The following is a 23,087-nucleotide window of genomic DNA, read 5'->3' on the forward strand; positions in this document are numbered from 1 at the left end:
GGCGTTAAAAGGCTAAAATTACATCTTGCCAGGCCCTCCATAAAGGTATATTTTTTATACCTATGTATTCTTTTGAATTTGACCCAAAGAAGAGTGAATCTAACCAGAAAAAGCATGGGATTGACTTTGTTCAAGCCCAAGCCATCTGGCAAGACACTGATTTTATTGAAATTATGGCTAAATCAGAGGATGAGCCAAGGGCTTTGGTGGTCGGCATGATCGGCGGGAAGCATTGGTCTGCAATTATTACTTACCGTAAAGACAAGATTCGGATTATCTCAGTCAGGCGGTCCCGGGAATCTGAGGTGGCACTCTATGAAAGCTAAATCACTGGATAAGAAGTTCGACGATAACCAATCGGATATCGTTGATGAGCTCGATCTATCAACAATTAAGCGTCCCAATCAAACTCAGAAGAGAGTCAACGTAGACTTTCCTACCTGGATGATTGAGTCCCTTGATAAAGAAGCAACACGTCTTGGTGTTACTCGCCAATCCATTATCAAGGTATGGCTTGCTGAACGTTTGGAGCAATCAACTTTTAACAAGTCAAGCAACCGGACGCAGTAAACTGCACCAGTTCTTGAGGCGTTAGATTTTTTAGAGGAAGCTCCCTTTGACCGAAGAAAAAAACAAACTTGAGAATGAGAAAAGCCTATGGATTACCGGTATAGGTCTGTTGGGATTCATAATCGTTTTTTTGGTTGGCGGAAGTCTTGCTGACAGTAAAAGTGATTACGCTCCAGCCGTCATTTGGTTTGGATTAATTTTATTTGTTTACTACATATTCTTGTTTGTCGGTAATACACGGTTTGTTAAAACCATGGCAGGAGAATGGGGGTCAAAAGTTGCATTCAGTGTTGTAATAGCCATTCTTCTTCTTGAGAGTAATAGACAAGCCTCAATCGAAATAAACTCTGTGTTTGGTATCTCCGCTTCAGCATTTTCAGGAACTTTGTATATTATGACCATACTTAAAACATTCATTTTGAGTAAGGTTCTTTTAAGCGTTTTCACAGTCTGGGGTGTAGTGGCGTTTGTCTATTACCTGTTTACTGGCGGCGCAGGAAATCATAAGTCATTTCAAACTTTTATCTTCGCTATTTCTGGGTTGCTGATTGGTGGAGTTGGGTGGCTCCTTGTTGAGACCAAGCTTAATGATGATGTTTTGCATAAGAAAGCCTACTTAGTAGCCCACTCATTCGATTTTAATCAGCATGTGAAATGTCCAGGTAAGGTGGTAAAAGGCGCGGCTGTATTTCTTGGGCCAGCACAAAATAGAGTGCTAGTGGATGAGAGCGAACCTCCCCAAATGGATTGGCTACAGGCTATTTATGCAAATCCTGAAGAGCTCAGTTCGGTCATGTTGCCAGGTGAGAACGAGCTAAGGGTGCTTTCGTGCAGCTAAAATCTAACAAGTTGCTGCACGCGGAAAAATTAGTCGCTGCGCTCCCAATTTTCCGGTGAGCAAGGCGTTAAGTGTATCTATGAAGCTGATCACAGGCCTATTTCTCGTACTCACATTAGTGATTTTGGGCGTTTGGGGAATGGACATTGCTACCGACCGAACCAAGGTCGTTGAGGTTACTGCTCCGGTGTCCGCATACCCTGACTGGGATTGTGGCTATTCCAATCAATCAGGGTGTAGCGTGGTATTCGAGACAAGGGCGGATGCCAAATATGGCGTGCAGCGCATACGGTACGGTAAGGACTTTATGGCAATCGAAATCCAACAAGACGGTTTAAGCGGCTGGATCTTCTCTGGCAAAGAGGTGAGGATCTATGCTGAGCCAAACACTTAACAAGTGCGTCAAATACGTTCCGGGCCTAATGGCCCTCCACCGGACGGCTTTTGCTCCGCTTCGCTGCGCAAAATCCGCCGTTTACGCAGGCGTTAAGTGTCGCTATGAAATTGAGTATGGGTTTAGTGGTTGCATCTGCCTTGGTTGTTCTGGGCGTGTGGTTTATAGATATCGCTTCCGACCGGGAGAATGTCGTGGAGATCACTGGCACGGCGTCCGCATATACTGACTGGGAATGTGGCTATCACGATCAGCCAGACTGTAGTGTCGTATTCGAGGCATATGTGGGTGAGAAATATGACGTGCGGCGCATTCGTTACGGTAAGGATTTTATGGCAATCAAAATCCAGCAAGGTGATTTAAGCGGCTGGGTTTTTTCTGGCGAAGGAGTTCGGGTCAATGCTAAACCAAACACTTAACAAGTGGCGGCAGCCGGACCCAGTTTCCGCTCGTGCCTCGCTACAACTAGCCCGCTGCGCCGGGCGTTATGTGCCTTGTAAGGAGGTCGTGTGGCATTTTCTGATTTAGAAAGAGAAGCACTATTATCTGTTAAAGGGGTTGGCCCTACCGTCCTGAAAAGATTTGAGGAAATTGGAATAGATACTCTTTCTGACTTGGCTACTTATCAGGCGGATGACATAGCGGAAATGGTTGCCTCAATGCTGAGGACAACTTGCTGGAAAAATAGCCCGCAAGCCAAGGCGGCTATTGAGGCTGCAATTTCTCGGGCAAAAGAAGGGCTGTAGTGGGAGCTTGCGCAGCCACACATAACAAGCCAAGGCAGTGGGACATATTTTGTTTCGCTGCGCTCAAAACACAAAATATGCCCCTGCTTGGGGCGTTATACATTAGGAAAATAACTACTCACAGAAAGGAGTCTGACCATGAAAAAACAGATTAAACGTCTCTCACCGCACCAAAATGGAAAGGTTTTTGGGGTGCTCATGGCAGTTGCCACATTGCCAATTTTCTTACCCATGATTTTGATGATGAACCTTGCTGGTCCGTCGGTGGGCCCGGACGGAAACACCGTTGGGTTTCCAACTTTTGTGTTCTTTATTTTCCCGTTGCTCTACCTGATTTTCGGCTACATATCAGTCGTGATTGGCTGCTTTTTCTACAATATCCTCAATCGTTTTATCGGCGGGTTTGAATTTCTTGTCGAAGAGGTTCATTGAGGTCGAGATGTATAACAATGCCATTAAGGTTGTTCCGGGCCTTTGGCCCTACACCGGACGCCCTTGTCAGGGCGCCGCTTATGGCTGGCGTTAGGCATATTTATGGCTGACTTCAGAAATTTACGTGGAAAGGTCCTTTCGGCTGTCCGAGTTGGGAGGAACCACCAAAAGGTTCATCCAGCATGGCAGGACGATACCAATGAGGGCTTTCTGATTTGCTACGACCTAAATTTGGAATTTGAGGACAAAACGGTCTTCTCTGTGCAGCCATGCGAAGTGGAAATTTCTGGGCGCTATCCAAGTCTGGGGTTGGCATTAGAAAACGTTGAAGCAGCGAATTTTACGGAGAGGTTCGAAGTTTCGTGTCTTCCGATGAGAGTAGAAAAAGTGATTCAAACTGATTACTTGGGCGAGAACGCAAACAATCAATTTGACCTAGTTCTAGAGGATGGAAGCAAAATTGTAATCAGGCATGTCTTTCCACCAATGACGATGGGAATAAAGCTGGAGGGAGAAAATGCCTAACAAGTGACTGTGGTGTCAATCGCACACATTAAGCCTTATTTTCGCGCCACGGCTCCTGGTTTTTGACCATGGTATTGAGCACCACGATCATCTTTCTCATACAGGCAATGAGGGCTACTTTTGGGATCTTCCCCTGGGCCTTGAGACGTTCGTAAAAGCGTTTGAAAACCGGATTGCATTGGATGGATTAGAGCATGGCCATGAACATCACGGTTCGAACTCTGTGCCGGCCACCTCGTATCCGCCGCTTTCCATTGAGCTTGCCGCTGTCCCGGTTGATGGGTGCCACGCCGACGAGCGCAGCAATCTCCTTACGGTTCAGCGAACCGAGTTCCGGGAGCTCACTCAGGAAGGTGTAGGCAAGGACCTTCCCAACACCAGGTACGCTGGTCATGATCTCCATTTTGGTACGCCACTGATCGACTTTGGCGACCTCTTGGTCGATCTGTCGGGTCACGGTTTCAATCTGGCTCTGGAGCATTCTGAGCAGGCTTCTGATAGACCGGTGAAGGTATTTGGGCAGTATCTGGAGACGATTTTTCTCCATGGTGGACATTTCCAGAAGCTGAGAGCGTCGAATCAGTAAGTCCTTAATTTTCTGGGGAGTCTTATCCGGAATCGGCTTGATCTCAGGCTTTAGCGTGGCGGCATACAGGGCAATGACCTGTGCATCGATCCGGTCGGTTTTGGCGAGCACACCGATAGCCTGAGCGTAGCGCCGAACGCTGACGGGATTGACCACAATGATGGGCAAACCAGCCTGGTCGCAGGCTTGAACCAGCGCATGTTCGTACCGCCCTGAGGCTTCCACAACGATGCGTTCGACGTTGTAGTTTTGGAGAATTTTAACGAAATGCCGGATGTGGGCTTCGGTATTTGGAATGGTATGGAACTGCCCGGAGGGATGAAGAGCGATGTCCAGGTTGGCTTTACCGACATCGACACCGACGTTGACTGGGGTTTGGATTTCCGTGTTGTTCATAATAAGCTGACTCTGCCTTGCTATACGGGCTCGAGGCCCCGATGACTGTTCGAGTTATCGCTTGAGAGTCATGCAGCGCTACACACTTGTTATCGGTCTCTCGAAAGAGGAGCCAGGCAAGCATCGAGCTGCTGCATGAAGGCCCCCAGCGGCCACTGGGGGTGGGCCTCAATTTACCCAAACACGGCAGAAATTATCCATACAAGTGCAGGCACGGCGACGCCCATTACATTGCGCCTTCGGCTCCATTCCGTGGGCGCGCATGCTGCAAGCGTTAGGCAATGAGCACAGCTGTGTGCGTCAGTTTGCGAGGGCTTTAGTATGAGCAAATCAAAAGGAAGACGCAGGAACAGAAAGAAAGTTGTAACGCCCGCTGAAACTCCAGAGTTACTCAGAACGATTCGAGATGACCTGCTATTTCTCCGAAATCTAAATTTTGGCAGACCAAGCCGCACAGAGGTCCGGTTATCAAGTGGTGTTCTTCGTAGATTACTACACGAAGGTTTACTGCAGGCCGGCTGGAATATCTGTTTCGAGAGTGGCAGCCCAACCATACCTGCGACCGATCTGGAAGCAATGTTGGCAAGGGTTCCGCCGAAATATATTCACTATGCCTATGCAGGCGGAGCTGCAACTGAAGGAGCTCAACATGTTGGTTACTTTCTGTTGGTAATACCAAAAGATGAATATGATAGAAACAATCCAGGAGAAAAAGCCAAAGAGATCCAGAGTCTTTTCGATCATGGCGCGAAAAGAGACTTTTCACTACCTGAATTTCTGAACTCAGCCTGTGTGATTTCGGGGGCAGCAGGCGTAAGCCGTCTTGAGTTAGTGAAGTTTGTTGCGAACAAGTTGGGTGGCGTACATTGGGATAATCATCGTGGTGGTTGGACTGGCCCCGTGTCTAGCAGGCATCTGTTGCTAGATGAAGGCCATTTAATTGTAGGGCGACTTCCTGCACCCCTCTATGAAACTCTTTCTATTGCAGAAGCTATTGCAGAAGCCCCTGACATAGAGGCTCTTTGTAAAAAGATAGACGAAGTCGCTCCAGAGGAGGAGGTTGCCTCAAACGTAATAAAATTTCGCGAAGGTCGAACTGGGAAGTACTCCGATTTGACGTTCAACACTCAATCTGGAAATCCATAATAACAGCAGAGTAGGCAGTTCTATATTAGAGGGGACCGCCTAACAAACACAGCCACGGCGACGTCTACTACATTGCGGCTTCGCCTCCATTCCGTAGCCGCGCGTGCTGTTGGCGTTAAGCACAAGGAAGGTTCATGCACGCGAATATAGCCCGCTACGGAATAATTCTGAACACGGAAAATTTTGAGGCGTGTGTGGCGTTCTATCGAGACCTCTTTGGCCTGCGTCAGCTGTTCGCGAAAGACGAGAACGGCTTTAAGCTAACCTGCCTCGAATACGGAGAGAGTTACTTGATGGTGGAACAAGGCGGCAAAGCAAAGAGCGGCGTCAAGTCGCCCAAAGAGGGGAGCTTCAAGCTGCGTTTCAACGTCAAGGACCTAGAGAAGGCCTTGGCAGAAATTAGAGCATGGGGCATCGACGTTGACATCACAGAAAACCCTTGGGGCAGGACCATCAATATCAGTGATCCCGATGGCAATCGGGTCGGTGTTAGAGATGAAGCCGGCTTCGTTCGTCAGCTTAATGCTTAAGTAAGTGGCTGTGGGGCGATACCACTTTCTGCATTACACCCAGTTCAGCTGTTCCATCCGAATGTTCGCTTTGCGACCTAAGAGTACCAAGCGAATCTATTTGCTTAACTATCGTAGAGCGGCTGTGCCATAGAGAAGGTGGGCTGAAAGCCGTGCAAAGGTCACTGATCGAATCAGAGGTTTTCGGATTGCTCAGGTGCGAGTGAAACAGGTGATGAGGCTTTCTTGAGGATAACTCATTGATTTGCCAAATTAATGGCCCGCCCGTCAGGATTCGAACCTGAGACCTTTGCCTCCGGAGGGCAACGCTCTATCCAGCTGAGCTACGGGCGGAAGAAATCGATGCAAGGTGCGTCAATTTCGAGTGCGCAATCTTACGTGTGATGGTGTTCTCTGTCTAGCCCTGTTGGTATCAAAGAATTCAGTCAAAGGCCTTGAATCAACCATTCGTTGTCCGGGGGTTTTTGGGGTAGTAACGCTCCGGCAGCCGTTCGATATGAGGGAAGAAGCGGGTGTCCTTGTAGGGCATTTTCATGAAGCCGGATACCCCCAGGCCAGTGATCTGGCCGACCGCGGACAGTATCTCATCCAGCAGGCGGCTGAATTCACTTTCCCGGTCCGGGTCCAGCAGGCGGTAATGGCTGTGGATCTTGAGGTGGCGGGGCAGGGCCTCGAAGATGATCATGCCGGTGTGGTGGATGTCGTTGAGGGATTCCAGCGCGGTGATGATGGTTTGCGGCAGCACCAGGAATTCTTCCGGGTCGGGGCCGTCTTCGAAGTAGGAGTGCACCCGTGACTCGTCTTCCACTTCCGGCGCGGCGCTGACTTCGTATTTCAATTGCATGCCGGGCTCGGGCACGAAAGGCTGGTCGGGTTCGGCGCGGTCGATGTGCAGGGTGTTGCGGGCGTTGAACAGGCAACTCTTGAATATCCCCTGGCGGTAGATGGCCTGGGCCAGGTACACCATGTTGTTGACGGCACGGATAAATGCGGTTTTCAGTGTCGGGTCGTGCAGGTTCAGGGACGTGTCGATATAAACGCCATCGGTTTCCCAGCGCACGGCGAGTCCTCCTTCGACGGGATACCGCCCCAGTCGGCTGACGGCGGCCAGGAAGGCTTTTTCGGTTTCTCCCATGCCTTGCATGAAATTTTTATAGTAGCGGTCCAGCTGCACATCGTTCACATCATTGAGGGTTTCCGGGGCGCCTTCCTGGCGGAGGAAAGACTTCCGGGAGCTGTAAACGACCGTGTCGATTTCATGATCGGAGGCGCGGGTCCACACCGGCACCATGGGGGCCAGCGGTGGTTCCGTGAGATCGATCATCACCGTGCGTGCCATTCGCGACATTTCGTTCAGGTAGTAGTCACCGGCTTTTCGCCGCGTCTGTGGGTCCGGAGACAGCATTCCGTCGAGCATGCGGGCGAACTCCATCGGCAGCCCGAGGGACGCGGCGGGAATGGCCTGGTGCCCGAACCGGCAAGACTGGCCGGATGCCAGCGCATACAATGTGCCCGCAGCGCCCTGTTCATCAAAACGAGGGGAAGACAGCCCACCGTTCAGTTGTTCCTCGCCGATAAAGTAGACATCCCCCAACCGGGCGTTGGTCTGTTGCAGGTTATCGGACATCAATTCCATCACGTTGGTGGTGAGGAACTGCTGGTTAGCGTCCAGCTGGGCGAACACCGACGAGCCCCAGTCGATCAGGGCAATGTTCTCGGTGCTGGCGTCAAACACCAGGTTCGAGGGTTTGATGTCACCGTGCACGATGGGGCGCCCCGAGGGGCCATTCTCGCGGCGCAGGTTGCGCAGGATATCCGCAATCTGGTCGGCAATCCGCATGACCAGTCTGGGCTTCAGTCGGCCCTCCCGCAGGGACACCTCTTCCAGGTTCAGGCCTGCCGCGCGTTCCATCACCAGGATGGGTTGGTTGTGGGCCCGTTGATAGGCAACCAGGCGAGGCACCCTCGGATGCCGGACCTGCTCGAGGATATAGGCTTCATCCTCCAGTCGGTCCTGCAGGTGTTGGGGAAGGTTGATGCGGGTGAATTTGAAGACGTGTTCGGGGCCGGAGCTGTCCTGGTGTGGCAGGCGGCCGGCGAATACGAAGCCGTAGGCGCCTTTGCCGATCAGTTCGATGTCCTGGTAACCCAGTTGGCGGAGCTGGGCGGCGCAGAGCGCCACCCAGTCCTTGAGTTTCTTGGCATCGTCATGGCTGAGCAGATAGATCGACTGCTCTTCTGGGATGTAGAACTGCTGCAGTTGCGTCTTCTGCGCCATGATGCTCCGTCAGCCCAGATGCAGCAGCATCGACTGCGGCGATTCCAGGTAGCCTTTCCAGCGATTGCAGAAGCGCGCAATGGTGCCGCCATCAATAATGCGATGGTCGCCTGCCCAGCTCACGGTCATGATGGCCCGCTCGACCACCTGGCCATTGCTGTCAAAGCGCGGCAGTTTCTGGGTACGGCCAAGGGCCACAATCGCCACTTCCGGTGGGTTGATGATCGGGGCTGCGTAGGTGCCACCCAAAGCGCCAATATTGGAAATGGTGATGGTGCCACCCTTGAGATCCTCCTGGCTGACACGGCCCGAGCGGGCAGCCTCGGTCAGGCGCGCTACCTCGTCGGCGATACCCAGCAGGGTCAGGTCTTCCACGCCCTTGATGTTGGGAACCATCAGCCCGGCCTTGCCGTCCACGGCCATGCCGATATTGCACTGCGGCTGGTAGTGGATCTCGGTGACGTCGTCGTTGAGGCGGCTGTTGAGTACCGGGTATTCCTGCACCGCCAGGGCCATGGACTTCATGAAGAAGGGCATCAGAGTCAGCCTTGATCCGCTGGCTTCAGCTTCTGGTTTCAGCTGTTCCCGTAGTTTGAGCAGGTCGGTGACATCGATGTCCTCACTGTAGATGAAGTGGGGAATGGTGGTCGCCGAGGTAACCATGCTGCGGGCCATAGCGGCTTTCATGCCGCGGATGGGCTCAACGCGCACTTCCTGTTCCCGGGATGGCCGGCGGCGCTCACCGCCTGAGCTTGCCGATTGCGATTCGCCGGAGCTGTCCTGTGCCGGTGAGGTTGTGGCGGGTTTGTCGAGATGAGCCAGTACATCGGCCTTCAGTACCCGGCCATCCTTGCCGGAACCTGTGATGTCCGCCAGGTCCAGGTCGTGTTCGCGGACAATGCGGCGTACAGCCGGGCTGGCCGGCGTCCGCGGTTGGTTGCGGGATACAACGGGTTGCGCGGTGGTCGGCGTTGGTTTCGATTCTGCTTCCGGGGCTGCGTGTGACGTTTTCTGGGCCTGAGCCGGCTCGTCACGCTCACGGGGAACGAACTCAAACAGCGGTGAATGCACCCGCGCCATTTCCTGCTGCTTATGGTAAAGCTTCGTGACACGGCCGGCCTTGGGGGCGGTGATCTCGACCATGGCCTTGTCGGTCATGACGTCCACCACCGGCTGGTCTTCTTCGATCTCGTCGCCCTCGGCCACGCGCCATTCCACCACTTCGCATTCGACGATGCCTTCGCCGATGTCGGGAAGGATGAAGTCCTCCGTTGGGTCATCGCCATCGGCTTCGCCGGAGCTTGCTTGTGCCTGGGTTGCCGGCGTTTCGCTGGCCGTTTCCGGGGCTTTGGGCTCAGGCGTTGAATCTTGCTGGCTGTCGCCGCCTTCCTCCACCAGTTCAAACAACGGGGCGTGCACTTTCGCGATGTCCCCTTCCTTGTGATAGAGGCGCGTCACCTTGCCTTTATAGGGCGCCGGGATCTCCACCAGCGCCTTGTCGGTCATGACTTCGGCCACCGGCTGGTCTTCTTCGATGATGTCGCCTTCGCTGACCAGCCACTTGACCAGTTCGCACTCCACGATACCTTCGCCGATATCGGGCAGTATAAAATCACTCATGATTGCTCTCCTGTCCTGATATCAACCTAGAAATCCACGCTCGACCTGATGGCCTCATAGACCTTCAGGTGATTGGGCAGATGCTCTTTTTCCAGCACCAGCGGGAAGGGGGTGTCCATCCCGGTCACGCGAGCGATCGGGGATTCCAGGTACAGGAAGCAGCGCTCCTGTATGGTCGCCGCGATTTCACCGGCAAAACCACCGGTCAGTGGCGCTTCGTGAGTGACCACCAGGCGCCCGGTCTTGAGTACCGACTTGGCCACGGTTTCCACATCCCAGGGCAGGATGGTTCTCAGGTCGATGACTTCACAGGAAATGCCTTCTTTCTCCGCCCGTTCGACGGCGTGCTCAATCACTTCCATCTGCGCACCCCAGCCCAACACGGTGATATCGGTGCCTTCCTTGATCACTTCGGCTTCGCCCAGCGGCAGCCGGTAGTCTTCGTCGGGCACTTCCCCGACGGAGGCGCGGTAGAGGCGCTTGGGTTCAAAGAACAGGGTTGGGTTGGGGTCGTGGATGGCGCCCAGTAGCAGGCCCTTGGCCTGATGCGGGTTGCGTGGCACCACGATCTTCAGGCCCGGTGTGTGGGCAAAGTAGGCTTCCGGCGATTGTGAGTGGTAAAGCCCGCCGGCGATGCCGCCGCCGTAGGGCGCACGAATCGTTAGCCCGCCCACGTCGAACAGACTGCCCGAGCGATAACGGAACTTGGCCGACTCGTTCACGATCTGGTCGAAGGCCGGGAAAATGTAATCGGCAAACTGAATCTCGGCCACGGGCACGGAACCCTGTGCGGCCAGGCCGTTGGCAAAACCGACGATACCCTGCTCGACCAGCGGCGTGTTGAAACAGCGGTCCTTGCCGTATTTCTGTTGCAGGTTGCTGGTGGCGCGGAATACACCACCGAAAATGCCCACGTCTTCACCGAAACACAGCACCCGCTCGTTGGCGGCCATGGCAGTGTCGAGGGCGTTGTTGATGGCCTGGAGCATATTCATCTGGGTCATCTCACGCACCTCCCTTTGCTTGTTCTGCGGTTTTCGGATATTCGTCCGGATGCCGGCGGATGTGCGCCTTGAGTTTGTCGAATTGCTCGGCCAGCCCCGGCGGCACCTCGTCGTAGACGTCGCTCACCAGGGTGTCGAGCGCGGGTGGCGGCCGCTTCTGTGCCCGTTTCATGGTTTCGAGCACTTCCCGGCGCATGTTTTCCTGCAGCTGTTTCTCATCGTCCTCGCTCCACCACTTCTTGCGTTCGAGCCAGAGACGCATGCGCAGGATAGGGTCTTTCTCGCGCCATACCGCTTCCTCGTCCTTGCTGCGATAGCCGGAGGGGTCGTCCGAGGATGAGTGTGCCGCCAGGCGGTAGGTCATGGTTTCAATCAGCACCGGCCGGTTGTGTTCCACCGCCAGTTTGCGGGCAGCCTTGGTGGCCTCATGCACGGCGAGGATGTCGTTGCCGTCAACACGGATCACGTCCATCTTATAGCCGTAGGCCCTGGGTGCCACGCCGTCAGCGGCGAACTGCTCGGCGGCGGGGGTGGAAATGGCGTAGCCGTTGTTCCGGCACAGGAAAATAACCGGAACGCGGTGGACGGCGGCCATGTTCAGGGCAGCGTGGAAGTCTCCTTCCGAAGCGGCGCCTTCGCCAAAGTAGGTGATGGTGCAGTGGCCTTCGCCCGCCAGTTTCTGACCGTAGGCGTAGCCCGTGGCCTGAGGGATTTGCGTGGCCAGTGGCGAGGAAATGGTCATGTAGTTCAGCTTGCGGGAACCGTAATGAACTGGCATCTGGCGACCTTTGCCATAGTCCAGTTCGTTGCCGAACAGCTGGTTCATGAACTCATCAATAGAAAAACCGCGATAGGTCAGAGAGCCCTGTTCACGGTACTGAGCCATGATCATGTCGGCGTCATCCAGTGCGGCGGTACTGCCAATAACCGCGGCTTCCTCGCCGGTGCACTGCATGTAAAAGCTCAGGCGCCCCTGCCGTTGGGCCGCGAGCATGCGTTCGTCGAGAATCCGGGTGGTGACCATCGCCCGGTAGATGCGCAGGGCTTTGTCTTTGTCGAGCTCAGGAGCCTTGGCGCCTTTGTAGAGCGAGCCGTCCTGCTTGAGTAACTTGAAGGTGGGAATTCGGAACTCCGCACCGTCGGTAAAAACCGGGTTATAAACAACTTTGGATTTTGTTGTTGTCATAATCCTCTTCCTGGGGTAGTGGCCTGAGGAACAAAACACCCCTTGTGAGGGTGTCGATGCTTGCTTTGAGTATAGCCAAACTGACGGAACCTGGTGTGGCCCGGGTCAATATCGGCTAAAGTTTACCTTAACGTAAACTGGATCGATCTGGTAGACCCCGACGGGGGATTTTTTACTCAGGGTAGAGCGGTACAGGTGTCACACTGACGAGCGTGTCGTCATTGCCAATATTGACGGTGCCGTCCTGGACGGTGCATTGCAGGTTCATGCCGCGCTCAGCCAGGGCAGCCAGAGATTCGGTGTCGTCTGTCGGCAGGTCGATGATGGTGAGGTTGTCGAAGCGGGTCAGTTTGCCCTGGTGTTTCTCCCACCACAGTGGCACGGCGCGGCCACCGTAGGTGTACAGGATAACCTGATCCGCCCGGTTGCAGGCCTTGCGCAGGCGGCTCTCGTCGGGCAGGCCGAGCTCGATCCACAGTTCGATCTCGTCGCTCAGGCTTTTTTGCCACAGATCCGGCTCGTCGTCCGTGCTGATCCCTTTGGTGAATTCCAGGCTCTCGCTGGCGTTCAGTATGAAAGCCAGCAGGCGTATCATCATGCGCTCGTCGGTCTCGGACGGGTGGCGGGCGATGGTGAGGTGGTGGTCACCGTAATAGTGCCGGTCCATATCCGCGATGTTCAGTGTTGCTTTAAAGATGGTTGCCTTGAGCGCCATGGGGTATCCGAACTGGTGTCAAACTTTGGGTATGGGCTAGTGTAGAGCAATTCGTTACTTGATGAGCATGACAATATGTCGATGTTGCGGGGTTTCCTGACTCTGGTTTTATGTTTCATGCTTGGCGAAGCCTTGCGACTGGTTTTCCTGATTCCGGTCAGCGGCGGTGTGCTGGGCATGATTCTGATGACAATCACGCTGATGCTGAAGGGCAGTGTCAGTGATGACCTGGCCACGGCGAGCCAGGGACTGATTTCGGTGCTGGTGCTGCTGATCATGCCGGGCGTGGTGGGTGTGTTCTTCTCTGCTGATCAGTTCAGCGGCCAGTGGCTGGCGGTGGCGGGGGCGCTCTTGGTGGGCACCTTTTTGAGTGTACTGACCACGCTGCTGCTGATGGCGTCTCTGGTCAAAGCAGGGCAGCGGAGAGCGTCGGATGACTGATCTCCTGGAGCGTTTTCTCGCACTTCCCAATACCCTGTCTGCGAGCCCGATACTGGCGATTGGGTTAACCCTGGGCGCGTTCTTCGCGGGCAACTGGCTTTTCCGGAGGATGGGGCGACCGCTTTGGTTGCCACCGGTGGTGCTTTCGGCCTTCCTGTTGTCGGCCACCATCGCGCTACTGTCACTGGATTACACCCGTTATCAGCAGGGAGCCCAGTGGCTGATGCTGTTGCTCGGGCCAGCCACCGTCGCGCTCGGTATACCGTTGTACCAGCAGATGCACCACGTGCGGGCGTTGTGGCGTCCGATTCTGTGCACCCTGCCAATAGCGGCCACCCTGGCGGCCGTGTATGCGGTCGTGATCGCCTGGGCTCTCGGGGCGACACCTCTGGTGCTGGCGTCCCTGGCGCCGAAGTCGGTGACCGCGCCCATTGCCATTGGTATTACCGAACAACTGGGCGGTTCGGTGCCGCTGATGATGGGCGGGCTTCTGGTGACCGGTGTTGTCGCAACGCTCTTTGTCGACCTGCTTTCCAAGGCGCTGTCGATCACCGACGACCGCATTCTGGGTTTTGCGCTCGGGCTGAACGGCCATGCGGTGGGAACGGCGCGAGCGTTCGAGATCAGTCGCACAGCCGGTGCCTTTGCCTCCCTGGGAATGGGGCTTACAGGGGTGTTCACCGCACTGATTCTGCCGCTGGCGTTTCGCCTTTGGTAAGCGCCCCAAACAGGGTCATTCACTTCACGAATAACGCCAAGTCGCAATTTCGATTGCTGTTCGGGTTTTCCACGACTAGTTTTTAGCGCAGACATCTGGCGTGAAGTTGCGCCGATGTGCCGCAAAAATTCTTAAAACAGCGACGGAAAACGCGATGAAAACACTACTGACTGCTTTTGTTGGTTCCATGGCCCTGGCAACAGCCCCGATGGCGATGTCTGCCGAGGCGAACAAGGAACTGAAAATGGCGTACGACGCCGACCCTGTAAGCCTGGACATTCACGAACAGCTCTCCGGCGGCATGTTGCAGTTAAGCCACATGACCTTTGATCCCCTGATCCGCTGGACCAAGGATCTCGGCTTCGAGCCGCGTCTGGCGAAAAGCTGGGAGCGTATTGACGAGAACACCATGCGCTTCGAGTTGCGTGAAGGTGTGAATTTTCATTCTGGCAACGAGCTGACCGCCAAAGACGTCAAGTTCACCTTTAATCGCCTGAAGCAGAGCCAGGACTACAAAGCCATCTTCAAACCGTTCAGCGAACTCAAGGTGATTGATGACTACACCTTTGAGCTGGTGACCAACGAGCCATACCCGCTGCTGCTGAACACCGCGACTTACATCTTCCCGCTGGACAGCGAGTTTTACACCGGTAAGACCGAAAGCGGGAAAGACAAGAGCGCCATCACCAAGCACGGCAATTCTTTTGCTTCCGAGAACCTGTCCGGCACAGGCCCTTATGTCATTACCGGTCGTCAGCAGGGCGTGCGTGTCGAGTTTGAGCGCTTCGACGATTACTGGGACACCGAGTCACCGGGTAACGTCGGCAAGATCGTGCTGACTCCGATCAAGGAAAACAACACCCGTGTCTCCGCGCTGCTGTCTGGCGGTGTGGATTTCATTGCACCGGTGCCGCCGACCGATCTGGAGCGTATTCGCCGTGACAAGAACGCCGATCTGGTGACCATGAGCGGTACCCGCATCATCCTGTTCCACATGAACCAGGACCGGGTGGAAGCGTTCAAGAACCCGAAAGTGCGCGAGGCCATTGCCTATGCCATCAACCAGGAAGGCATTGCCGCCAAGATCATGAAGGGCTTCGCTACCCCGGCCGCTCAGATGTCGCCGGAAGGTTACCAGGGCCACAACGAATCCCTGGCAACGCGGTTTGATGTCGAAAAAGCCCAGCAGTTGATGAAAGAAGCCGGTTATGAAGACGGTTTCACCATCTCCATGATGGCGCCCAATAACCGTTACGTGAATGACGACAAGATCGCCCAGGCGGTTGCCGCCATGCTGGCGCGTATCAACATCAAGGTGGATCTGAAAACGCTGCCGAAAGCCCAATACTGGCCGGAGTATGACGCCCGCGCCGCCGACATGATGATGATCGGCTGGCACGCAGACACCGAGGACTCCGCCAACTTCTACGAGTTCCTGACCTTCTGCCCGGATGCGGACAGCGGTTCGGGCCAGTACAACGCCGGTAACTACTGCAACCCGGAGATCGACGAACTGGTCAACAAGGCCAACGTCGAGACGGACCTGGACAAGCGCACGGCCATGCTGAAAGAGGTGGAGCAGCGCCTGTATGACGACGCAGCGTTCGTTCCCCTGCACTGGCAGGACCTGGCCTGGGCCAGCAAGAAGAACGTGAAGATCGAACCGATCCTCAACGTGATGAACTTCCCGTACCTGGGCGACCTGGTCGTGGAGTAACAGCCTTTATGGGCGGGCCGGCTTCGGATCAGCCCGGAGCCGGCCTTTTGTTTGCAGCTTGACCCGGAATTTTTCATGTTAGCGTTTTTGGTTCAGCGAATTTCCCAGGCCGTACTGGTCATGTTCGTGATCAGTGTGATTGCTTTCGCCATTCAGGATGGCCTGGGCGACCCGCTTCAACAGATGGTGGGCATGTCCGTCTCGCAGGATGAGCGGGAAGCGATCCGTGAGGAAATGGGACTGAATGACCCATTGGTTGTGCAATACGTCCGGTTTGCCGGTAACGCCCTGCAGGGTGACCTGGGTATTTCCTATTTTTACGGAAAGCCCACCATGGACGTAATCCTCGAGCACCTGCCGGCCACCCTCGAGCTGGTGATCGGCGCCAGCCTGATTATTATTGTGTTCTCGGTGCCCATCGGGGTGTTCGCCGCGATTCGCCCTCAGGCATGGCTGTCCAAATTCTTCATGGGGGTCAGTACCGTCGGGATTTCCATTCCGGTGTTCCTGACCGCCATCGTACTGATTCAGATTTTCTCGATCGGTATCACCGTCGACTGGTTCCCGCAGGATGCTGGCTGGGGGCAGTGGCTGAACGCCGCACTATCCACTGAAGGCGGATTGCCGTCCTACGGTCGGGGTGATGACCTGACGCCGTTATTCGGCACTTGGGAATCCGGCTTTTTCTCCCAGGGCGGCCTCCTGCACCTGATTCTGCCGTCGGTATCGCTGGCGTCCATCATGCTGCCGCTGTTCATCCGCCTGATCCGTGCGGAAATGATGGAAGTGCTGCAGAGCGACTACATCCGGTACGCCCGCGCCAAGGGCCTGAGCTCTTCCCGGGTCTATTTCCTGCACGCGCTCAAGAACACCATGCTGCCGGTGATTACCGTGGGCGGTGTGCAGATCGGCATCATGGTGGCCTACACCATTCTTACGGAAACCGTGTTCCAGTGGCCCGGTGTCGGGCTGATGTTCCTGGAGGCCATCACCCGCAGCGATATTCCCCTGATCGTGGCGTACCTGATGGTGGTAGGCCTGATATTCGTGATTACCAATACCGTGGTGGATCTGATCTACGGTCTGGTGAATCCCACCGTAAAACTGACAGGTAAGAAAGCATGACGACGGCGACTCTTTCACGCTGGGATCGCTTTCGCGAGTCCTTCCTCTGGTACAGCTTCAAGCGCGACAAGGTGGCGATTGCCAGCTTTATCGTGCTGTTGTCCATGGTGCTGGCGGCCGTCTTTGCGCCTTTGCTGGCGCCGGCCGACCCCTACGACCTGGCCCAGATCAACATCATGAACTCCGAGCTGCCACCGGTCGGCCTGGATGGCTCCGATCCGGCCTTCCCGCTGGGCACCGACGCCCAGGGCAGGGATTTGCTCTCCACCATTCTGTATGGCACCCGGGTGTCGTTGTTGATCGGGTTTGGCGCGGTTGTCCTGCAAGCGGCGCTGGGCATCCTGTTCGGCCTGCTGGCGGGCTATCTGGGCGGTCGGGTCGACTCCATCCTGATGCGGATTGCCGATGTGCAGCTGTCGTTCTCTACCCTGATGGTCGCGATCATTGTCGGTGCCGTGTTTAAGGCCAGCTTTGGCAATCTGATGTTCGGCGAAGTCGCTATCTACATGCTGATCTTCATCATTGGTGTGGCAGAGTGGCCTCAGATTGCCCGTACAGTGAGGGCCTCGGTACTGGCGGAGAAGAAAAAGGAATACGTGGATGCGGCGAAGGTGATGGGGTTTCGCACCCGCCGGATCATGTTCCGCCACATCCTGCCCAATACCCTGTCACCGATTTTCGTCATTGCCACGGTACAGATCGCCAACGCGATCATTTCCGAGGCGGCGTTGTCGTTCCTGGGCCTGGGCATGCCGGAAACCCAGCCGTCGCTGGGCTCGCTGATCAAATCCGGTTTTGACTACATCCAGAGTGGTTCCTGGTGGATCACCCTGATCCCCGGTCTGGTGCTGGTGGTACTCGTATTGGTCATCAACCTGCTGGGTGACTGGTTGCGGGATGTCATGAACCCACGGCTGTACAAGGGGTAACGCCATGCCATTGCTGGAAGTAATAGATCTTGAGGCCCGCTTCGCTGTCCGTGGCGGGGACCTTACCGCTCTGCGTGGCATCAGTTTCAGCCTCGACAAGGGCGAGCGCCTGGGGCTGGTGGGGGAATCCGGCGCGGGTAAATCCGTAGCGGCTTTCTCCATTCTCAACCTGATCGCCCGGCCCGGTTACATTGCCGCTGGCCAGATCCTGTTCGAGGGTAAGGACCTGGCAGCCATGAGCGAGCGGGAACTGCGCAAGATTCGCGGCAACCGCATCGCCATGATTTTCCAGGACCCGATGATGACCCTGAACCCGGTGCTGACCATTGGCACCCAGATGGTGGAAGCGCTCAAGGCGCACCGCCGGATCAGCACCAGGGCGGCCCGGGATATCGCCCTGAACAAGCTGCGCAAGGTACAGATTCCGTCGCCGGACAAGCGCCTGGATCAATACCCCCATGAACTGTCTGGCGGCATGCGCCAACGCGTTATCATCGCCATCGCATTGCTGCTGGACCCGGAGATCATCATCGCGGATGAGCCGACGACGGCCCTGGATGTGACGATTCAGGCTGAGATCATGGCGTTGCTGTTGGAGTTGTGCGAGCAGGACAACGTGGCGCTGATGCTGATCACTCACGATCTCGGCGTGGTGTCTCAGGTCACCCAGCGCATGCTGGTGATGTATTCCGGCCGAATCATTGAGCAAGGGCCCACCCGCGAAATCATCAATGACGCCCAGCATCCCTATACCCAGGGGCTGATCAACGCGCTGCCCCAGATGGGTGAGCCCGGCGAGCGGCTGTTCCAGATCCCGGGTTCCATGCCGTCCCTGAAGAATGTGCCCACAGGCTGCCCCTTCCACCCACGCTGTTCCTTCGCCACTGATCAGTGCAAGCGTCGGATGCCGGAGTATGTTCGGTCGGGTAATGTGGATGTGGCCTGTTACGAAGTCAGCAACCTTATTGAGCAGGAGAAACGCATGCAGGAGGTGGAATCGTGACCTCCCCGTCATCCACGCTGGTCGATATACGCGGCCTGGAGAAGAAGTTTGATCTTTCCGGTGGCCTGCTGGAGCAGATCTCATTCAAAGGCGGTCGTTTCCACCGCAAACAGGAAGCCGTGCACGCGATCAATGGGGTTGATCTGCAGGTCCAGAAAGGCGAAGCGCTATGCGTTGTGGGTGAGTCCGGGTGTGGCAAATCGACCGTGGCTCGTACCGTCATGGGGTTGTTGTCTCCCAGCGCTGGCGAGATCCACTACGACGGCCAGCGTATCGACCATCTTGACGGTAAAGAGGTGCTGCCGTACCGCCGCAAGATGCAGATGATCTTCCAGAACCCCTACGCCTCGCTGAACCCGAGGATGACCATCCAGCAAACCCTGGAAGAGCCAATTCGCTTTCATCAGCCGGATGCCTCGGAGTCCCAGATCCGTGACAAGGTGCAGGATGTTATGGAGTCGGTGGGGATCGACCCGGACTGGGGTAGCCGTTTTGGTCATGAATTTTCCGGCGGTCAGCGCCAGCGCATTGCCATTGCCCGGGCGCTGGCGGTGGACCCCGAGTTCATCGTTGCGGACGAACCGATTTCGGCGCTGGACGTCTCCATTCAGGCGCAGGTGCTCAACCTGCTGATGGAAGCTCAGGAAAGCCGCAACCTGACCTATCTTTTTATTACTCATGATCTGGCCGTGGTAGAGCATTTTGGTACCCGGGTCGCGGTCATGTACCTTGGCCGGGTATGCGAGTTGGCAGATACCAGAACGCTGTTCAATACCCCGAGGCATCCATATACCCAGGCGTTGCTGTCGGCCATTCCAAAGCTGGAGGACGACCGGCCCAACCATATCCGGTTGCAGGGCGAGGTTCCGACACCAGTGCAGTTGCCGTCAGGTTGCGTCTTCCATGGTCGCTGCCCGTATGCCGACGACCGATGCCGGCAGGAAATACCTCAGTTGATAGCGACGGATGGCGGCGCCCAGGTTGCGTGTCATGCGGTGGAGGAAGGGCGGCTATAGCCAGTTCCCCACGATGGGCTATGATGCCTGACAACCATTCCCGACGCTGGTAACACCATGGAAATACGCTGGCTTGAAGACTTCATGGCGCTGGCCCGAACGCGTCATTTCTCACGTGCCGCTGAACTGCAGCATGTGAGCCAGCCGACGTTCAGCCGCCGCATCAAGCTTCTCGAGGAAGCCATGGGGGCAACACTGATCAACCGCCAGACCCTGCCATTGTCGCTGACACCGGCGGGGGAGGCTTTTGTTGAGCTGTGCGAGCGCGTAACGCGGGACGTTCGTGAAACCAAAGACCGGATCAGCGACATGGAGTCCGAGGCGTCTGCCCGGATCAGTGTGGGATCAACCCAGGGGCTGTTTTCCCACTTTTATCAGGGGTGGGCCCGGCAGGAGGGATTGGCCGAGCGGCTACAACTGAACCTGAAAGCCACCAACTGGGTGGGGGAGCAGTTTCTGGATGCGCTGGATAGCGGCGAATGTGACCTGGTGCTGTGCTACTGGCATGAGGATCTGCCCTGGAAGGATCATCTGAGCGAGGACCGCTACGAATGGGTGACGCTGGCGAGGGAATTTCTGGTGCCTGTAAGTGTGGCCGATGAAAACGGGCAACCACGATTTGCGCTGCCGGGCACGCCGGAGCAGCCCGTCCCGCTGATTGCCTATCACTCCCGGGGGTTCCTGCAGTCTGCCATTGAGGGGCACCTGAACAGATGCAAGCTGCCAGCCAACTTGTTGCCACTGAATGAAAATACCCAATCGGCCGGTATCAAGGCGCTGGTAAAACAGGGCTTTGGCATGGGGTGGCTGCCACAACGAATGACGGAAAAGAGCGAGCGTTTCGGCAGTCTTACCCGGGCCGGGGACAAACGTTGCGATGTGCCATTGGAGATCCGCTTGATTCGCCTGCGTGAGCCCCGTTCCGACGATCTGCTAACCCTCTGGAAAACACTGGAAAACAAGCATGTCTGACATCGAGTTACTGTCACTGCAGACGGACCATATTCGCACGCTTCAGCAGCGTTACGAGCACGCCATCGCCGAGCAGGGTTATGACGGTCTGCTGATCAGTTCCGGCGCCGCACCCGTGCGTTATGGTGACGACCAGGCATGGCATTTTCAGGGCTATGGCCCCTTCCTGCACTGGACCGGGCTGACCGGGCAGGAACACAGCTGGTTACTTATCCGGCCCGGGCATAAGCCGCTGCTCAGTCTTTATCACCCCGTGGACTTCTGGCATGCCACTCCGGAATTGCCGGACGAGCCCTGGCTGCAGTCGATGGAGGTGCGTTCCAGTGATCGTCGGGAAGCGCCGGTAATGAACGTCAATGGCAGGCTTGCCGTTGTGGGCGACCCGTCCCAGTTGTCCGGGGTTGATGGGGAGCAAAATCCGGAGGGCCTGTTGTCTGCTCTGGACGAAACCCGGGTGCATAAGACCCCGTATGAAATAGCCTGCCTGGCTCGTGCCAACCACGTGGCCATGCAGGGCCACCGGGCGGCCCGAAAGACGTTTCTGGACGGAGGCAGTGAGTTTGAAATAAACCTGGCCTACCAGCAGGCGACCGGGCAGCGTGAAGCCCAAGCGCCGTATCACAGTATTATCGGCGTGAATGAACACGCCGGCACCCTGCATTACCAATACTATGACACCGAAGCCCCTGCGCGTCCCCGCAGCCTTCTGATCGACGCCGGTGTCCGTTTTCGCGGTTACTGTTCCGACATTACCCGCACCACGCCCGGGGCAGGGGAAAGACGTTTTGCCGCGTTGATTCAGGGGTTGGAACAATTGCAGCAACGGCTGTGCGGGATGGTTGCACCCGGCGTGGAGTATGTGGCGATCCATCGCAAGACCCACCAAGGCATTGCGGCACTGTTGAATGCCGCCGGAGTGGTTCAGGGGGTGGATGACGAAACCCTGGTGGAGCAGGGCGTTACCAGGGCGTTCTTTCCGCACGGTATTGGTCATTTCCTGGGAGTTCAGGTGCATGACGTCTCTGGCAAGAAAGAACCGCCGCCGTCAGACGCCCCATTCCTACGCCTGACCCGGACCCTGGAGGCAGGCATGGTCGTCACCATAGAGCCGGGGCTTTATATCATTCCTTCATTGCTGGACCCGGTATTGGATGGGCCACTGGGGAAGAACTTTAACCGTTCAGTGATCGATGAATTACGAGGGTGCGGCGGTATTCGCATTGAGGATAATGTGGTCGTTACACACGATGGCGCCAGAAACCTGACCCGTGAGGCGGGCGGTTAAAAAGAATTTGCACAAAAATCGCTCTTTGGGCTTGCAAAGCTGCATGCAAATGACAATAATTATCACTAGCTTTGTTATCGTTAGTGAGATGCTCCTATGTACGTATGCCTCTGCCATGGTGTAACAGACCGAGAAATCCGTGAAGCCGCCGACAATGGCGTCAGTTCCATGCGCCAGCTTGGCAAGGAGCTCGGTGTTGGCACGCAATGCGGTCGTTGTGCCTGTACAGCACGGGAGATTCTCCGCGAAAGCCGCACCCCTGATTACCTGGCCATGGCTGACATGCTAGCCCAGCCCGCCTGACGGATAGGGTAGTGATAGGGAGAGTGCGGAATCCGTTCTTGCCTGCACCTGATTCCTAAATGTGATTTTTTCTCCCCGCGTGAAAGACTATCCTTGTAAGGATTGCACACTCACGAAAGGAGATCCGTCATGAAAGGCGACAAGAAAGTCATCCAGTTCCTGAATAAAGTACTCGCCAACGAGCTGACCGCCATCAACCAGTACTTCCTCCATTCCCGCATGTACAAGGATTGGGGTATCACCAAACTGGCGGACAAGGAATACGAAGAGTCCATCGACGAAATGAAGCATGCGGATCTGCTGATCGAACGCATCCTGTTTCTGGAAGGGCTACCTAACCTCCAGGACCTAAACAAGCTGCTGATCGGTGAAAACGTCGAGGAAATGCTGTCCTGTGACCTCAAACTGGAAATGATCGCCCATCAGGACCTGAAAGATGCGGTTGTTCATTGTGAGCAGGTGAAGGACTACACCAGTCGTGAACTGTTCCGTGGCATCCTCGACAGCGAAGAAGAGCACATCGATTGGCTCGAAACCCAGCTCGACATGATCGGCAAGATGGGTATCCAGAACTACATCCAGCTTCAGTCGTCCGCCGCGGAGTAAACATCA

The 23,087-nt window shown here is 55.8% G+C and carries 27 protein-coding genes and 1 tRNA gene; 21 read left to right on the top strand and 7 right to left on the bottom strand.

The genetic code is table 11. The features are described 5' to 3' along the window. Positions 1–62: 62 nt before the first annotated feature. From ACTRWH_RS12110 to ACTRWH_RS12145, 8 genes are all read left to right on the top strand, one after another. Entirely contained in the window at positions 63–326 is a 264-nt protein-coding gene (locus ACTRWH_RS12110) for a BrnT family toxin (protein ID WP_462826451.1), read from the top strand. Next, positions 316–570: a type II toxin-antitoxin system BrnA family antitoxin gene (gene brnA, locus ACTRWH_RS12115; RefSeq protein ID WP_462826452.1), complete on the top strand. Its 255-nt coding sequence runs from the start codon at positions 316–318 to the stop codon at positions 568–570. The genes ACTRWH_RS12110 and brnA overlap by 11 nt, the downstream gene beginning before the upstream one ends. 46 nt (positions 571–616) lie before the next feature. After that, the gene (locus ACTRWH_RS12120) at positions 617–1,408 is read left to right on the top strand and encodes a hypothetical protein (RefSeq protein ID WP_085681728.1); all 792 of its coding nucleotides are present in this window, start codon (positions 617–619) and stop codon (positions 1,406–1,408) included. A gap of 79 nt (positions 1,409–1,487) precedes the next feature. Then, positions 1,488–1,802, top strand: a complete 315-nt coding sequence (locus ACTRWH_RS12125) for a hypothetical protein (RefSeq protein ID WP_462826453.1) — start codon at positions 1,488–1,490, stop codon at positions 1,800–1,802. A gap of 104 nt (positions 1,803–1,906) precedes the next feature. Beyond that, positions 1,907–2,221, top strand: coding sequence for a hypothetical protein (locus ACTRWH_RS12130; protein WP_085681727.1), 315 nt, complete (start codon positions 1,907–1,909; stop codon positions 2,219–2,221). A 90-nt stretch (positions 2,222–2,311) separates the two neighbouring features. Beyond that, positions 2,312–2,548, top strand: coding sequence for a hypothetical protein (locus tag ACTRWH_RS12135; protein WP_085681726.1), 237 nt, complete (start codon positions 2,312–2,314; stop codon positions 2,546–2,548). 138 nt (positions 2,549–2,686) lie between these two features. Next, positions 2,687–2,980, top strand: a complete 294-nt coding sequence (locus tag ACTRWH_RS12140; RefSeq protein WP_085681725.1) for a hypothetical protein — start codon at positions 2,687–2,689, stop codon at positions 2,978–2,980. Positions 2,981–3,082: 102 nt separating this feature from the next. Continuing rightward, positions 3,083–3,505 (top strand): hypothetical protein, encoded by a 423-nt coding sequence (locus tag ACTRWH_RS12145; RefSeq protein ID WP_085681724.1) that lies wholly within the window; start codon positions 3,083–3,085, stop codon positions 3,503–3,505. A 187-nt stretch (positions 3,506–3,692) separates the two neighbouring features. Here ACTRWH_RS12145 and ACTRWH_RS12150 read toward each other — a convergent pair whose 3' ends face one another. After that, a complete protein-coding gene (locus tag ACTRWH_RS12150; RefSeq protein ID WP_198324870.1) occupies positions 3,693–4,487 on the bottom strand; it encodes an IS110 family RNA-guided transposase in 795 nt (264 codons plus the stop codon). A gap of 321 nt (positions 4,488–4,808) precedes the next feature. Between ACTRWH_RS12150 and ACTRWH_RS12155 the strand changes: the two genes are divergently transcribed. Both ACTRWH_RS12155 and ACTRWH_RS12160 read left to right on the top strand, forming a co-directional pair. Continuing rightward, positions 4,809–5,633 carry a hypothetical protein gene (locus ACTRWH_RS12155; RefSeq protein WP_157665623.1) on the top strand — a complete coding sequence of 275 codons (825 nt, stop codon included), beginning with the start codon at positions 4,809–4,811 and terminating at the stop codon, positions 5,631–5,633. Positions 5,634–5,767: 134 nt separating this feature from the next. After that, on the top strand, positions 5,768–6,163 hold the full coding sequence (locus tag ACTRWH_RS12160) for a VOC family protein (RefSeq protein WP_085681722.1): 396 nt from the start codon (positions 5,768–5,770) through the stop codon (positions 6,161–6,163). A gap of 256 nt (positions 6,164–6,419) precedes the next feature. Here ACTRWH_RS12160 and ACTRWH_RS12165 read toward each other — a convergent pair. The 6 genes from ACTRWH_RS12165 to ACTRWH_RS12190 all read right to left on the bottom strand — a co-directional run bounded on the left by ACTRWH_RS12165 (position 6,420) and on the right by ACTRWH_RS12190 (position 12,966). Further along, positions 6,420–6,496, bottom strand: a tRNA-Arg gene (locus ACTRWH_RS12165). A gap of 106 nt (positions 6,497–6,602) precedes the next feature. Then, a complete protein-coding gene (locus tag ACTRWH_RS12170; protein ID WP_085681721.1) occupies positions 6,603–8,441 on the bottom strand; it encodes a protein kinase domain-containing protein in 1,839 nt (612 codons plus the stop codon). Positions 8,442–8,450: 9 nt separating this feature from the next. Then, positions 8,451–10,061, bottom strand: coding sequence for a dihydrolipoyllysine-residue acetyltransferase (locus tag ACTRWH_RS12175; protein ID WP_085681720.1), 1,611 nt, complete (start codon positions 10,059–10,061; stop codon positions 8,451–8,453). A gap of 26 nt (positions 10,062–10,087) precedes the next feature. Further along, entirely contained in the window at positions 10,088–11,065 is a 978-nt protein-coding gene (locus ACTRWH_RS12180; RefSeq protein ID WP_036202919.1) for an alpha-ketoacid dehydrogenase subunit beta, read from the bottom strand. A gap of 1 nt (position 11,066) precedes the next feature. Beyond that, positions 11,067–12,251, bottom strand: a complete 1,185-nt coding sequence (locus tag ACTRWH_RS12185; protein WP_085681719.1) for a thiamine pyrophosphate-dependent dehydrogenase E1 component subunit alpha — start codon at positions 12,249–12,251, stop codon at positions 11,067–11,069. A gap of 172 nt (positions 12,252–12,423) precedes the next feature. Continuing rightward, positions 12,424–12,966, bottom strand: a complete 543-nt coding sequence (locus ACTRWH_RS12190) for a YaeQ family protein (protein ID WP_462826454.1) — start codon at positions 12,964–12,966, stop codon at positions 12,424–12,426. A gap of 75 nt (positions 12,967–13,041) precedes the next feature. Here ACTRWH_RS12190 and ACTRWH_RS12195 point away from each other — a divergent pair, with 75 nt between their 5' ends. The 11 genes from ACTRWH_RS12195 to bfr all read left to right on the top strand — a co-directional run bounded on the left by ACTRWH_RS12195 (position 13,042) and on the right by bfr (position 23,081). Further along, complete coding sequence (locus tag ACTRWH_RS12195; RefSeq protein ID WP_075194983.1) at positions 13,042–13,407, top strand: CidA/LrgA family protein; 366 nt, start codon at positions 13,042–13,044, stop codon at positions 13,405–13,407. Beyond that, positions 13,400–14,125, top strand: coding sequence for an LrgB family protein (locus tag ACTRWH_RS12200; RefSeq protein ID WP_462826455.1), 726 nt, complete (start codon positions 13,400–13,402; stop codon positions 14,123–14,125). The genes ACTRWH_RS12195 and ACTRWH_RS12200 overlap by 8 nt, the downstream gene beginning before the upstream one ends. 154 nt (positions 14,126–14,279) lie before the next feature. After that, positions 14,280–15,842 (top strand): ABC transporter substrate-binding protein, encoded by a 1,563-nt coding sequence (locus tag ACTRWH_RS12205; RefSeq protein WP_075194985.1) that lies wholly within the window; start codon positions 14,280–14,282, stop codon positions 15,840–15,842. Positions 15,843–15,917: 75 nt separating this feature from the next. Then, positions 15,918–16,967: an ABC transporter permease gene (locus ACTRWH_RS12210; protein WP_075194986.1), complete on the top strand. Its 1,050-nt coding sequence runs from the start codon at positions 15,918–15,920 to the stop codon at positions 16,965–16,967. Then, entirely contained in the window at positions 16,964–17,896 is a 933-nt protein-coding gene (locus tag ACTRWH_RS12215) for an ABC transporter permease (protein WP_036202948.1), read from the top strand. Before ACTRWH_RS12210 ends, ACTRWH_RS12215 begins: the two co-directional genes overlap by 4 nt. A gap of 4 nt (positions 17,897–17,900) precedes the next feature. Continuing rightward, positions 17,901–18,899 carry an oligopeptide/dipeptide ABC transporter ATP-binding protein gene (locus tag ACTRWH_RS12220; RefSeq protein WP_462826457.1) on the top strand — a complete coding sequence of 333 codons (999 nt, stop codon included), beginning with the start codon at positions 17,901–17,903 and terminating at the stop codon, positions 18,897–18,899. After that, positions 18,896–19,915: an ABC transporter ATP-binding protein gene (locus ACTRWH_RS12225; RefSeq protein WP_085681714.1), complete on the top strand. Its 1,020-nt coding sequence runs from the start codon at positions 18,896–18,898 to the stop codon at positions 19,913–19,915. The genes ACTRWH_RS12220 and ACTRWH_RS12225 overlap by 4 nt, the downstream gene beginning before the upstream one ends. Before the next feature lie 57 nt (positions 19,916–19,972). Next, positions 19,973–20,887: a LysR family transcriptional regulator gene (locus ACTRWH_RS12230; protein WP_036202957.1), complete on the top strand. Its 915-nt coding sequence runs from the start codon at positions 19,973–19,975 to the stop codon at positions 20,885–20,887. Further along, complete coding sequence (pepQ, locus tag ACTRWH_RS12235; RefSeq protein ID WP_462826458.1) at positions 20,880–22,172, top strand: Xaa-Pro dipeptidase; 1,293 nt, start codon at positions 20,880–20,882, stop codon at positions 22,170–22,172. Before ACTRWH_RS12230 ends, pepQ begins: the two co-directional genes overlap by 8 nt. 96 nt (positions 22,173–22,268) lie before the next feature. Next, positions 22,269–22,475: a bacterioferritin-associated ferredoxin gene (locus ACTRWH_RS12240; protein WP_007153573.1), complete on the top strand. Its 207-nt coding sequence runs from the start codon at positions 22,269–22,271 to the stop codon at positions 22,473–22,475. Positions 22,476–22,604: 129 nt separating this feature from the next. Next, entirely contained in the window at positions 22,605–23,081 is a 477-nt protein-coding gene (gene bfr, locus ACTRWH_RS12245) for a bacterioferritin (protein WP_007153572.1), read from the top strand. Positions 23,082–23,087: the final 6 nt, after the last annotated feature.

The organism is Marinobacter sp. G5_S1_61_S3 (assembly GCF_054968585.1).

What these genes read in the sequence shown, in the direction of transcription:
- ACTRWH_RS12230 (WP_036202957.1), top strand. Translation starts at nt 19,973, where the DNA reads ATGGAAATACGCTGGCTTGAAGACTTCATGGCGCTGGCCCGAACGCGT.
- ACTRWH_RS12200 (WP_462826455.1), top strand. Translation starts at nt 13,400, where the DNA reads ATGACTGATCTCCTGGAGCGTTTTCTCGCACTTCCCAATACCCTGTCT.
- brnA (WP_462826452.1), top strand. Translation starts at nt 316, where the DNA reads ATGAAAGCTAAATCACTGGATAAGAAGTTCGACGATAACCAATCGGAT.
- ACTRWH_RS12195 (WP_075194983.1), top strand. Translation starts at nt 13,042, where the DNA reads ATGTCGATGTTGCGGGGTTTCCTGACTCTGGTTTTATGTTTCATGCTT.
- ACTRWH_RS12150 (WP_198324870.1), bottom strand. Translation starts at nt 4,487, where the DNA reads ATGAACAACACGGAAATCCAAACCCCAGTCAACGTCGGTGTCGATGTC.
- pepQ (WP_462826458.1), top strand. Translation starts at nt 20,880, where the DNA reads ATGTCTGACATCGAGTTACTGTCACTGCAGACGGACCATATTCGCACG.
- ACTRWH_RS12160 (WP_085681722.1), top strand. Translation starts at nt 5,768, where the DNA reads ATGCACGCGAATATAGCCCGCTACGGAATAATTCTGAACACGGAAAAT.
- ACTRWH_RS12240 (WP_007153573.1), top strand. Translation starts at nt 22,269, where the DNA reads ATGTACGTATGCCTCTGCCATGGTGTAACAGACCGAGAAATCCGTGAA.
- ACTRWH_RS12205 (WP_075194985.1), top strand. Translation starts at nt 14,280, where the DNA reads ATGAAAACACTACTGACTGCTTTTGTTGGTTCCATGGCCCTGGCAACA.
- ACTRWH_RS12125 (WP_462826453.1), top strand. Translation starts at nt 1,488, where the DNA reads ATGAAGCTGATCACAGGCCTATTTCTCGTACTCACATTAGTGATTTTG.
- ACTRWH_RS12155 (WP_157665623.1), top strand. Translation starts at nt 4,809, where the DNA reads ATGAGCAAATCAAAAGGAAGACGCAGGAACAGAAAGAAAGTTGTAACG.
- ACTRWH_RS12210 (WP_075194986.1), top strand. Translation starts at nt 15,918, where the DNA reads ATGTTAGCGTTTTTGGTTCAGCGAATTTCCCAGGCCGTACTGGTCATG.
- ACTRWH_RS12185 (WP_085681719.1), bottom strand. Translation starts at nt 12,251, where the DNA reads ATGACAACAACAAAATCCAAAGTTGTTTATAACCCGGTTTTTACCGAC.
- ACTRWH_RS12215 (WP_036202948.1), top strand. Translation starts at nt 16,964, where the DNA reads ATGACGACGGCGACTCTTTCACGCTGGGATCGCTTTCGCGAGTCCTTC.
- ACTRWH_RS12110 (WP_462826451.1), top strand. Translation starts at nt 63, where the DNA reads ATGTATTCTTTTGAATTTGACCCAAAGAAGAGTGAATCTAACCAGAAA.
- ACTRWH_RS12175 (WP_085681720.1), bottom strand. Translation starts at nt 10,061, where the DNA reads ATGAGTGATTTTATACTGCCCGATATCGGCGAAGGTATCGTGGAGTGC.
- ACTRWH_RS12130 (WP_085681727.1), top strand. Translation starts at nt 1,907, where the DNA reads ATGAAATTGAGTATGGGTTTAGTGGTTGCATCTGCCTTGGTTGTTCTG.
- ACTRWH_RS12170 (WP_085681721.1), bottom strand. Translation starts at nt 8,441, where the DNA reads ATGGCGCAGAAGACGCAACTGCAGCAGTTCTACATCCCAGAAGAGCAG.
- ACTRWH_RS12180 (WP_036202919.1), bottom strand. Translation starts at nt 11,065, where the DNA reads ATGACCCAGATGAATATGCTCCAGGCCATCAACAACGCCCTCGACACT.
- bfr (WP_007153572.1), top strand. Translation starts at nt 22,605, where the DNA reads ATGAAAGGCGACAAGAAAGTCATCCAGTTCCTGAATAAAGTACTCGCC.
- ACTRWH_RS12140 (WP_085681725.1), top strand. Translation starts at nt 2,687, where the DNA reads ATGAAAAAACAGATTAAACGTCTCTCACCGCACCAAAATGGAAAGGTT.
- ACTRWH_RS12220 (WP_462826457.1), top strand. Translation starts at nt 17,901, where the DNA reads ATGCCATTGCTGGAAGTAATAGATCTTGAGGCCCGCTTCGCTGTCCGT.
- ACTRWH_RS12190 (WP_462826454.1), bottom strand. Translation starts at nt 12,966, where the DNA reads ATGGCGCTCAAGGCAACCATCTTTAAAGCAACACTGAACATCGCGGAT.
- ACTRWH_RS12145 (WP_085681724.1), top strand. Translation starts at nt 3,083, where the DNA reads ATGGCTGACTTCAGAAATTTACGTGGAAAGGTCCTTTCGGCTGTCCGA.